Annotated in this window: 11 protein-coding genes; 1 reads left to right on the top strand and 10 read right to left on the bottom strand. The window is 62.5% G+C overall.

All coding sequences use genetic code 11. The annotated features are described in order from the left end of the window. Positions 1-141: 141 nt before the first annotated feature. The 5 genes from curA to NKH52_RS20320 form a co-directional block, all read right to left on the bottom strand. Positions 142-1,161 carry an NADPH-dependent curcumin/dihydrocurcumin reductase gene (gene curA / locus NKH52_RS20340; RefSeq protein WP_352734215.1) on the bottom strand — a complete coding sequence of 340 codons (1,020 nt, stop codon included), beginning with the start codon at positions 1,159-1,161 and terminating at the stop codon, positions 142-144. Positions 1,162-1,185: 24 nt separating this feature from the next. Continuing rightward, positions 1,186-2,508 (bottom strand): LLM class flavin-dependent oxidoreductase, encoded by a 1,323-nt coding sequence (locus NKH52_RS20335; protein WP_352734214.1) that lies wholly within the window; start codon positions 2,506-2,508, stop codon positions 1,186-1,188. A 166-nt stretch (positions 2,509-2,674) separates the two neighbouring features. After that, positions 2,675-3,757 carry an amino acid ABC transporter permease gene (locus NKH52_RS20330; RefSeq protein ID WP_032908639.1) on the bottom strand — a complete coding sequence of 361 codons (1,083 nt, stop codon included), beginning with the start codon at positions 3,755-3,757 and terminating at the stop codon, positions 2,675-2,677. Next, on the bottom strand, positions 3,754-4,902 hold the full coding sequence (locus NKH52_RS20325; protein ID WP_352734212.1) for an amino acid ABC transporter permease: 1,149 nt from the start codon (positions 4,900-4,902) through the stop codon (positions 3,754-3,756). Before NKH52_RS20325 ends, NKH52_RS20330 begins: the two co-directional genes overlap by 4 nt. A gap of 58 nt (positions 4,903-4,960) precedes the next feature. Next, positions 4,961-5,983: an amino acid ABC transporter substrate-binding protein gene (locus tag NKH52_RS20320; protein WP_127293017.1), complete on the bottom strand. Its 1,023-nt coding sequence runs from the start codon at positions 5,981-5,983 to the stop codon at positions 4,961-4,963. 169 nt (positions 5,984-6,152) lie between these two features. Between NKH52_RS20320 and NKH52_RS20315 the strand changes: the two genes are divergently transcribed. Continuing rightward, a complete protein-coding gene (locus NKH52_RS20315; RefSeq protein WP_352734210.1) occupies positions 6,153-6,467 on the top strand; it encodes a hypothetical protein in 315 nt (104 codons plus the stop codon). Here the strand turns inward: NKH52_RS20315 and NKH52_RS20310 are convergent. Genes NKH52_RS20310 through NKH52_RS20290 form a run of 5 tightly spaced genes read right to left on the bottom strand, consistent with a single transcriptional unit; the run spans position 6,428 to position 10,617 of the window. Continuing rightward, positions 6,428-7,447: an isopenicillin N synthase family dioxygenase gene (locus NKH52_RS20310; protein ID WP_352734208.1), complete on the bottom strand. Its 1,020-nt coding sequence runs from the start codon at positions 7,445-7,447 to the stop codon at positions 6,428-6,430. The genes NKH52_RS20315 and NKH52_RS20310 overlap by 40 nt on opposite strands. A gap of 2 nt (positions 7,448-7,449) precedes the next feature. After that, on the bottom strand, positions 7,450-7,788 hold the full coding sequence (locus NKH52_RS20305) for a hypothetical protein (RefSeq protein WP_352734206.1): 339 nt from the start codon (positions 7,786-7,788) through the stop codon (positions 7,450-7,452). After that, on the bottom strand, positions 7,785-8,576 hold the full coding sequence (locus tag NKH52_RS20300) for an ABC transporter ATP-binding protein (protein ID WP_352734204.1): 792 nt from the start codon (positions 8,574-8,576) through the stop codon (positions 7,785-7,787). The genes NKH52_RS20305 and NKH52_RS20300 overlap by 4 nt, the downstream gene beginning before the upstream one ends. After that, on the bottom strand, positions 8,570-9,571 hold the full coding sequence (locus tag NKH52_RS20295) for an ABC transporter permease (RefSeq protein ID WP_352734202.1): 1,002 nt from the start codon (positions 9,569-9,571) through the stop codon (positions 8,570-8,572). The genes NKH52_RS20300 and NKH52_RS20295 overlap by 7 nt, the downstream gene beginning before the upstream one ends. Before the next feature lie 11 nt (positions 9,572-9,582). Continuing rightward, on the bottom strand, positions 9,583-10,617 hold the full coding sequence (locus NKH52_RS20290; RefSeq protein ID WP_352734200.1) for an ABC transporter substrate-binding protein: 1,035 nt from the start codon (positions 10,615-10,617) through the stop codon (positions 9,583-9,585). Positions 10,618-10,651: the final 34 nt, after the last annotated feature.

The raw sequence follows: 10,651 nt of genomic DNA, 5'->3' as shown, positions 1-10,651 counted from the left end.
AAATTGCCTAGAGCAGTTCACCGTTTCACGGAAACGGCGACCCGCTCTAACTCCTTGTTTTTACGCAATTCCGGACGGAAAAGCGTTTCACACTTTTCCTGAGATTGCTCGAGGCAGCCCCGACTGATTGTTACGCAGCAACTATTCCGCGATACGCACGATCAGCTTGCCGAAATTCCTGCCTTCGAGAAGGCCAAGAAAGGCCTGTGGCGCATTTTCGATGCCATCCACGATATCTTCCCTGTATCGAACCCGGCCGGATGCTATCCAGTCGGCCATCTCGCGGTAGAAGGCCGGGCGCTGGTCGACAAATTCGCGCTGGATGAAACCTCTGATCGTCAGGCTGCGGTGCAGCACTTGCTGCATCAATGTCGGCAACCGGTCGGTGCCGGCATCCGCGATGACGTTGTACTGCGCGATCAGCCCGCAGACCGGCACACGCGCAAACTCGTTCAGCAGCGGAAACACCGCGTCCCAGACAGGACCGCCGACATTCTCGAAATAGATGTCGATGCCGCCGGGGCAAGCTGCCTTCAACTGCTCGGCAAAATCGTCGGCCCGGTGATCGACGACCGCGTCAAAGCCCAGCTCGTCTCGCACGAAGGCGCACTTTTCGGCACCGCCGGCAATGCCGACGGCACGCGCTCCCTTGATGCGCGCGATCTGGCCGACGGCCGACCCGACCGCACCGCTGGCGGCCGCCACGACGACCGTTTCCCCAGGCTTCGGCTGTCCGATGGTGAGCAGACCGGCATAGGCCGTGAAGCCCGGCATTCCGAACACACCCAGTGCGGTCGTGATGGGCGCCGCCGCGGGATCGAGCTTGCGCAGCCCGACACCGTCGGACAGGGCGAAACTCTGCCATCCGGAGTGGGACAGGACGATGTCGCCTTCAGCGAAGTCGGCGTGGCGGGACCTAACGACGCGCGCAACGGTACCGCCTTCCATCACGCCGTCGACATCGACCGGCTTGGCATAGGATTTCGTGGCGTTCATGCGCCCGCGCATATAGGGATCGAGCGACAGATAAAGGATCTGCAGCAGCAATTCACCCTCTCCCGGCTGGTCAAGGTCGACCGTCTCGATGCGGAAATGATCCGGCTTCGGCCGGCCTTGCGGTCGCGCCGCGAGCACGATGCGGGTGTTGGACTGGATTGACATGGAGACCTCTCCGCGAAGGATGTTCTACTCGAAAAACCGGTTGGGCGGCCGCTTCAGGCCGAGATTCTCGCGCAGTGTCGACCCCTCATATTGCCGCCTGAAGATGCCTCGCCGTTGCAATTCCGGCACCACTTTCTCGGCAAAATCATCGAGCCCTGCCGGCAGGTAGGGAAACATGATGTTGAACCCGTCGGAGCCCTCGGCAACCAGCCATTCCTCCATTTCGTCGGCGATTGTTTCAGGCGTGCCGACAAAAGCAAGGCCGGAATAGCCGCCCAGCCTTTGCGCAAGCTGCCTGACGGTCAGGTTCTCCTGGCGCGCCAGCTCGATGACGCGCTCGCGGCCGCTCTTGCTGGCATTGGTTTCGGGAATCTCCGGCAAGGGCGCGTCGGGATCAAAACCGGACGCATCATGTCCGATCGCGATCGACAGCGAGGCGATGCCGCTCTCGTAATAGACGAGGCTGTCGAGCTTCGCCCGCCTGGCCTGCGCGTCCTCGACGCTGTCGCCGACAACGACAAAGGCGCCGGGCAGGATCTTGATATCGTCACGCGATCGGCCAAGCCTCTCCGCACGGCCTTTGACATCGGCGAAGAAGCGCTGCCCCGCCGCGAGATCGGCATGGGCGGCGAAAATGACCTCCGCTGTCTCCGCCGCCAGCTGGCGTCCTGCCTCCGACGCACCGGCCTGGACGACGACCGGCCAGCCCTGGATTGGCCGGGCAATGTTGAGCGGCCCACGCACCGAGAGATGTTCGCCCTTATGGTCGAGCACATGCAGCCTGGCCGGGTCGAAATAGAACCCGCTTTCGGCGTCGCGGATGAAGGCATCGTCGGCGAAGCTGTCCCACAGGCCGGTGACGACATCATAGAATTCCCGCGCCCGCCGGTAACGCTCGTCATGCTCGACATGCTCGTCGAGGCCGAAGTTCAGCGCCGCGTCAGGGTTGGACGTGGTGACGATGTTCCAGCCGGCGCGTCCGCCGCTGATATGGTCCAGCGAGGCGAAGCGGCGGGCAACATGATAGGGCGCGTCGAACGTCGTCGATGCGGTAGCGACCAGCCCGATATGGTCGGTGACGGCGGCCAGCGCCGACAGCAGCGTGAACGGCTCGAACGACGTGACAGTGTGGCTGCGCCGCAGCGCCTCGATCGGCATGTTGAGAACGGCCAGATGGTCGGCCATGAAGAACGCGTCGAATTTCGCCGCCTCCAGCGTCTGGGCGAAGCGTTTCAGATGCGCGAAATTGAAATTGGCATCGGGATAGGCGCCCGGGTAACGCCAGGCGCCGGTGTGCAGACTAACGGGGCGCATGAAGGCGCCGAGGCGCAATTGTTTTCGTGTCATGTGGCGGATATCTCGGACGTTGGAGATTGAACAAATCTCGACGAGGATCGACCTCCATCAAGGCACGGGGAAGGTATTGCGTTCCCCCGCCACGCGCTTCCGCAGCATTCGCTTCCCCGCCGCCAGCGCAAAATGGCACAGCGCTCCGCCGGCGAGCTTTATGGGCTCAGTGTCGCTGCGACCGGCGCAGATATGTCTCCAGCCAGAGGCTGTAGCGTGAGCCGCCGAAGCACAGCACGAAATAGATCAGCGCAGCGAACAGATAGGCCTCGTCGTAGTAGCCGAGCCACTGCGGATCGGCCGCCGAGGATCGGGCCGCATTGAGCAGGTCGAAAATGCCGATGACGGCAAGCAGCGATGTCGCCAGCAGGAAGCCGATCGCCAGATTGACCATGCCGGGAATGACCAGACGCAGCGCCTGCGGCAGGACAACGAGCTGCATCGTGCGCCAATAGCCGAGGCCAAGTGCGGTCGCGGCTTCGTGCTGGCCCGCCGGGATCGCCTGGAGGCCGGCGCGAACGACTTCGGCGACATAGGCCGACCAGAACAGCGTGATCATGATCATCGCCCGGACATTCTTGTCGATCAGCTGGCCATTCGGGATGGCCATTGGCAGGATGAGCATCGCCACATAGAGGATGGCCACCATCGGCGTGCCACGCATAAGTTCGATAAAGGCGATCGCAAGCGTGCGCAGCCCGCCCATGCCGGAACGCCGCGCCAGGGCAAGCAGGATCGCCAGCGGCGTCGCCAGTCCAAAGCAGACCGACCATACGAACAGCGTCACGGCCAGCCCGCCCCACTGGTTCGATGGGACGGCGGGAGGCACCAGCGTGCCGGACATCAAGATCCAGCTGGCGACGACGACGACAGGCCAGGCGACGAGCAATCCCTTGCGCCAAAATCGCGGCTGAGCGGTGATGACGAGGAGCCCCAGCAGCAGCACCATGACGACGAGCGGGCGCCATTGCAGCGCCGGCGGATAGAAGGCGAACAGGATGAAGCGGAATTTCGCCCCCACGAACGCCCAGCATGCGCCGTTGGCGAGTGCACAGTCGGCTGAGGTTCCGGTCCATGTCGCGTCGAATACGCCCCAGCGCAGCAGTGGCGGTACGATCCAGCCCAGCAACGCCACCGTAACCAGGGTGATGACTGAATTGAGCGGGGTGCCGAAAAGCCCGATCTTCAACGTCCGCAGCGTTGCCGACGATCGCCACGGTCGTAGGTAAACAGCGTCGGAGATGCTCATGTCCTCGCAATTCCTCTGAGAGCGACACGCCGGTTGTAGTGGTTCATGGCGGCCGATACGGACAGGTTGATCGCCAGATAGATGCCTATCAGCAGTGTCAGCGCTTCCAGCGACTGCCCGGTCGTGTTGGCGGTGGTGTTGATGATGCTGACGAGATCAGGGTAGCCGATGGCAACCGCAAGGCTGGAATCCTTGGTCAGGTCCAGGTAGCTGGACGTTGTCAGCGGCGTGATGACGCGCAAGGCCTGCGGCAGCACGACGAGCCGCATGATCTGGCCGCTGTGCAGGCCAAGCGCCCGGGACGCTTCCCATTGGCCACGGTCGACCGACTGGATGCCGGCTCGCACGATCTCGGCGATTGCCGCCGAAAACTTGACCACCAGGCCCGTCAACAGTGCCGTGAATTCCGGCGTCAGATTGTAGCCGCCGCGAATGTTGAAGCCAGCCAGCGCCGGTATCTCCCAGCTCGCACCGGCTCCGGTTAGAGGAAAGGTCAGCACAACGCCAGCCAGCAGCCCCGCGGTTGCGATGCCCAGCCGCCTGGCAGGCAAGCTGCCCTCGCGCCGCGCCCTCCAAAGGAAAGCCATATAGGCCAAGGCGAGGCCGACAAGCAGCCAGAGCGTCGGCGCCGACACACTATGAAAGGCGAGCCCAGGAACGAACACGCCCCGGTTGGTGAGGAAGAAACTGCCGAAGACCGAGAGCGCCTGGCGTGGCGAGGGAAACGATTTTGCCAGCGAAATCCAGAAGAACAGCTGAAGCAGAAGCGGCGTGTTGCGGACGATCTCGACATACCAGCGCACGAGCGCGGCCAGCAACAGATTGCCTGAGAGGCCGGCAACACCGAGAGCAACGCCGAGGATCGTGGCGAGCAGACATCCAAGCGCTGCCACCGTCAGCGTGTTCAGAAGACCGGCCAGGATCGCGCGCGCATAGGGGTCGCCCGCCCTGAAGGCGATCGGCGCCTCGCCGATCTCGAAATTCGCCGGCCTGCCGAGGAAGTCGAACCCCGGCGTGATGCCGATACGCGCCATGGTCGCGGCGGTGTTGTGGCCGAGCAGCCAGAACAGGGCGATGACAGCCGCGATCACCGCGATCTGGGTCAGCGGCCAGTCGCCCCACCACCTGGACAACTTGCGTAACATGCCGGGTCCGTCTGGACCCGGCACGGTTTCGTCCGTCAATGACATTGGCTGAAGGGTCTCAGCGGAACGGCGGTGAGTACAGCAGACCACCGTTGGTCCACAGGCTGTTGTAGCCGCGCTCCCAACCGAGCGGTTTCAGGTTCCGGTCATAGATTTCGCCGTAATTGCCGACGGTCTTGACGATATTATAGGCCCACTTCGGATCGAGGCCGATCGCCTGGGCGAGCGACGGGTCGACGCCGAGAAAGCGCTGGATGGCCGGATCCGGCGATTTCAGGAACTCGTCGACATTCTTGCTGGTGATGCCCCATTCCTCGGCCTGGATGGTTGCGTTGACCGTCCAGTTGACGATTTCGAGCCAGCGGTCGTCGCCACCGGCGATTGCCGGTGCGAGCGGCTCCTTCGACAGCCGCTCGGGCAGGATAATGTAGTCATCGGGCTTCTTCAGCTGGGTGCGCTTGCCAACGAGATCGGACGAGTCCTGCGTGATGGCGTCGACGCGCCCTGTCTCCAGCGCGTTGATGAATTCGCCGGTATCCTCGATCGTCACCGGTGTGAACTTCTTGCCGGTCTTGCGGAAGAAATCGGCGATGTTCAACTCGCCGGTCGTACCGCTCTGAACGCCGATCGTGGCACCGTCCAGGTCGGCAGCCTTGGTGACGCCGAGGTCCTTGCGCACAAGGATGCCCTGGCCGTCGTAGAAAACCGTCGGACCGAAATGGAAGCCGAGCTGGAAGGCACGCGTGATCGTTACCGTCACGCCCGACAGCAGAATGTCGAACTCGCCGGCCTGGAGCGCCGGCAGGCGCTGCTGCGGCGAAGAGTTGGTGAACTCCACCTTGTCCGGGTCGCCAAAGACAGTGATCGCCAAGGCGCGTCCATAGTCGGCGAAGAAGCCTTGCCAGCGACCGTTGCTGTCCGGCGAGAAGAAACCGGGTGTCGTGCCGACGCCGACCTTGATGGAGCCGCGCTCCTTGATCTTGTCGAGCGTCGGGCCTGCATAGGTCGCGGTCGAAAACAATCCCGCCGCCACCACCAGCGTCGTCGCCAGTGCCGTCCTCCAACCGGCGCCAAGCCGCATTGCAATCGTCATGTCAGTCAACTCCTGAGGTTCATTGTTGTCAGCCGATCGCGGAACGTCCCCCGCTCTGTTCGACTGCCCCGAAGTTAACTCTATAATTTTTGTATACTAAGGAACGGCAATCCATTTTTTTGCCTGTCCGGAAAGCAGATTGCTTCGAAAATGCACATTGGCGGCGAATGCGAACCGCGCTGTTCCCGAATGGATTGCTTATGCGAAGGATGTGTTCGCACCGCTGAAGATGGAGATCGCGCGGCAAAAAATGGCCGGGCTCGAATACGGCCCGGCCAAAAAGAAGGTCAAAACCTTCAGAGGGGAACACCGTTCGGCGAAATGGGAGGAAACCGCCGAACGATTTTACCTTTTTGAGCTTATTTCCAAGCCTTTGCGACAAATGGCATTCCAAAAACATCCCAAACGGCAAAAATTCGTGCTACGCGACCGTTACGAACCCGCCGTTCCGATCTCAAGAATATCGGCATAGTGGCGGCGCGCCACGTCGGGATGGGAACGCAGCCGGCTTTTGAGCACATTGGTGCCGACATCGCGGAACAATGGGTTGTCGGGATCGCTTGCCGGACCGCGCGCCTGCGCCGCCAGTTCCTCGGAAAGGCCGAGAAGCGGGATGGTCGCATCGAGCCGCGCGCTGAAGAAGAACGGGACGGAAATCCGCTCGACGCCGGCAGGCGGCGTCACGACGCGGTGCACGGTGGCCCGCAGATATCCATTCGATGCCAGTTCGAGCAGTTCGCCGATGTTGACGACCAGCGTTCCCGCCAGCGGATCCACATTCACCCAGCTTCCGTCATATTCGACCTGCAGCCCCTTGTTGTCGTCCTGCAGCAGCAGTGTCAGGAAACCGCCATCCTTGTGCGCGCCGACGCCCTGGTCGCCTTCTGTCGCGTCACGGCCGGGATAACGCACGATCTTCATGCGATGGTTGGGCGAGTCCCGGTAGATCGCGTCGAAAGCGTCCTCGGGCTGATCGAGCGATAGTGCGAAGGCTTTCAACAGCCGAATCGCCACCGCGGTCGCATTGGCCTGCCATGCAAGCAGTGCCGGCTTGAGTTCCGGCAATGCCGACGGCCATTGGTTGGGTCCTTGCAACCTTGTCCATGGTGCAATTCCAGGTCCCTGCGCTATGGGCTGGCGCTCGACGCCTAAATCGAGTTGCTCACGCCAATCGGCCGCGCCCCTGGTCAGTTCGCCGCCGGCGCGGGTGTAGCCGCGGAACTGCTGGGATTTGACCATTTCGATCGCCAGCTTGTCGGCCTCCGGCAGCGCGAAGAACCGGCGCGAGGCATCGAGCACGTCGTCGATCTCCGAGGCGGAAATTCCGTGGCCGCTGAGGTAGAAGAAGCCAACGTCTCGCGCCGCCGTGCGCAGGTCCAGGAGAAAGGTACGATATTCGGAGGCACCTTGTTCGAGACGGCTCAGATCGAGCACCGGCACAATTCTGGGCATGGTCAGGTTCCTTCTTTTTTCTGCTTTGGATCTTGCATGAAGCTCCCCCACAGAAGCGCGAAGCTGGAAATGATCGCTCCGGCCCACAACAGTTCGGGCGAATAGCGCCGGATGCCGAGGAAATGCCAAGTCTTGCACAACGACATGGCTAGCGAGCAGCGGTCAGACGTCTGCAGCAGACATGGCAGGGTGCGCTCGATTGGAAATCCGGTGTTCCACATGACCTGTGCGTAGACGATCGCCCACCAGACGAGAGCAATGAGCGTCAGGACAATTCCCGCCGCTTCCAGCCAGCGCGGCGAAAACAGTTTTCTGACCGATGCCGACGTATTTTCGGTCATGCCGAGAACCCGAGAATCTCGAGGATGTGCTGGCGTTGGGCTACGATGCGCGGATCGTCACGCCGACGGGGGTAGGGCAGATCGACCGCGACCTCGGCCTTGATGCATGCCGGGCGCTCGGTCAGCACGATGACGCGCCCGGACAACAGCAGCGCCTCTTCGACATCGTGGGTGACCAGAATGACCGTGTATCCGGCCTGCCGCCAGAGCGCCAAAAGCTCCTCCTGCATGGTCAGCCGGGTGAGTGAGTCCAGCCGGCCCAGCGGCTCATCGAGCAACAGCAGGCGCGGGTCGTTGATCAGGGCACGCGCCAGCGCGGCGCGTTGCGCCATGCCGCCGGACAGCTGGTGCGGAAAGGCGGAGGCGAAAGCCTCGAGCTTGACCAGGCGAAGCGCACCATCGATCCGCTTCTGACTGCCGGCCAGAACGCCGCGCGCTTCAGGCCCGATGGCGACATTGTCGCGAACGGTCCGCCACGGAAACAGCGTCGGGTCCTGAAATACCAGGACGCGCGACGGATCCGGTCTGGTGACGATTGTCCCGTTTGCCAGCACCTCACCGCTGCTTGGCCGTTCCAGCCCTGCCGCCAGCCGCAGCAGGGTCGACTTGCCGCAGCCGGACGGACCGAGCAGCGCCACGAACTCGCCTGGCGCCACGGCCAGGTCGATCTGGCGCAGCACCGGCAAGGGTTGCCCATCCAGATCGTACTGATGCGAGACGCCGTGAAAGTCGACGGAAAGACCGGCAGAGTTATCGACCGCGACGCGAGTGGTGCCGAAGGCTACCATTGTACGACACCCTTCTGCCAACCGAGCAGCCGGTCGCGCGCGACGAACAGCAGCTTGACCAGACCCGAGCAGAGCAATGCCATGACGATCAGCATCGCGTAGACGTTGGCGTAGGCCGAATAGGCCGTCTGGAACTGCAGATACCAGCCCAGACCGTATTTCGCGCCGAGCATTTCGGCGACCACCAGCACGGCAAAGGAATAATACAGCCCCATGAACAGCCCGACGAAGACATGCGGCAGAGCGGCCGGTATCGCCACGCGAAGAACCAGATAGCGGCTGCTGGCGCCAAGCGTACGCGCCACGTCGTAGAAGGAGCGGTTGACCGAGTTGACGCCCGACGCGGTCAGGATCGCGACCGGTATGCCGGATGCAAGCGCGACCAGGAACAGGCTGGCCTGGAACGTCGTCGGGAACAGGAAGAAGGTTGCCGGGATCCAGGCGCTCGCCGGCACGGGGCCGATCAGCTTCAGCACCGGCATGCCCCAATAGGCGAAGTTTTTGGACCAGCCTAGCGCCACGCCGCCGATGAAGCCGACAATGATGCCGCTGAAGAAGCCGATGGTCCACAGCCGCGCGGTGTAAGCGATGCAGATGAGGATGCGTTGCCAGTCGACGATATAGACATGCAGGAGGCCGTGCGGCGGCGTGAAGAATGGTTTCGGCATCCAGCCGAGCTTGGCGGTGATCAACTCCCAGACCGCGAACCAAAGGCCCAGCACAATCAGCCATGGACCGTAGTGCATCAGCCCGCGGCCAAATCCGCCAAGCTTTTCGACGCTGAATGCAAGACCGGCCAGGATCATCGCTCCGGCGACCAGCAGGGCGACGAAGACATCGCGGCTACCCCACGGAACGACATCGGGGAAGGCAATCGTGACAACGGCAGCGAGCAGCCAAGCCGAGGCGGCATAGAGCCCGTGCTTCCACACGGGCCCGGCAGAAGCGGAAGAAACACTCTTTTCGCCTGCGTCCTCGTCGATCGCTGCGCTCATCACCGCAACCGTCAGGCCAGAATGTCGACCGTCACCCGCTGCGCGAGTTCCGCCGGGTCGGTGGTGGGATCGAGCACCTTGATCAGCGACAGATCAGCGGCCGCATGCTTCACCTGATCCTGCAGGTCCTTGCCGACCGGATGGTTGTGCAACACCCATGACGCAATCTCGTCGCGGATATCTTCAAAGGGGAAGCCCGGGTTGAGATTGTCGACGAACCACTTTGCCACCTCATCTGGATGCGCCGCGGCATATTCGTGGATCTCGATGTCGGCCTCGGCCAACCGCCGGATGGCATCCTTGTTGGCATCCAGGAAAGCCGAATTGACGCCAAGCACACAGCAGACTGCACCTTCGAACGAGCCGGTTTGCGTGTTGGCGACTTCCACAAGGTCGAACTTCTTCTTGTGGGAATAGGCCCACGGATCGAGATGCGCCAGCGCATCGGCCTGACCCTTACCAACCGTTTCGCCGACCAGATCGAACGGCACGTTGAGCCAGTTCACATCATTTTCGGGATCGAGGCCTGCCTTGGCCAGCGCAACCTGGAAGGAGTGCTTTGGCGGGCTGGCGACGTCGTAGGAGACGATGGTCTTGCCCTTCAGACCTTCGAGCGTGGTGACGCCGGAGGCCTTGGACGCCAGCAGCCTTGTACAGCCGCCATGTGAGCCGACGAACAGCTTGACGTCCAGCCCCTGCTCCAGCGGCTTGACCCAGTCATAGAGCAAGCCGGCGCCGGCATCCGTCTTGTTGGTGGCGATCGACTGGATCAGCGTCTGGCCGCTGGCACCTTGATAGTAGAGTTCGATGTCGAGATCATGCCTGGCATAGATGCCCTTCGAAAGGGCGAAGGCGATCGGCGAATGGCAGGCCGCGAACTCGGTCCATGATAACCGCACCTTGGTCGCATTGCCGGCTATGGCGTAGCTGGTCGGCCTGGCGAGCAGGGCCACAGCCGCGGCGCCAACACCGAGTGTGCCGGCGGCGCGCAACACGCCGCGCCGCGAGATCTTCGATGTTGCCCCGATTTTCCTGCTGGAAGTCATTGTACCCTCCTGTGACCGGATCGATGTGGAGCCG

Origin of the sequence: Mesorhizobium sp. M1066, assembly GCF_040318635.1 — a bacterium.
GTDB lineage: Bacteria > Pseudomonadota > Alphaproteobacteria > Rhizobiales > Rhizobiaceae > Mesorhizobium.
This window is presented reverse-complemented; position numbering and strand designations above follow the sequence as displayed.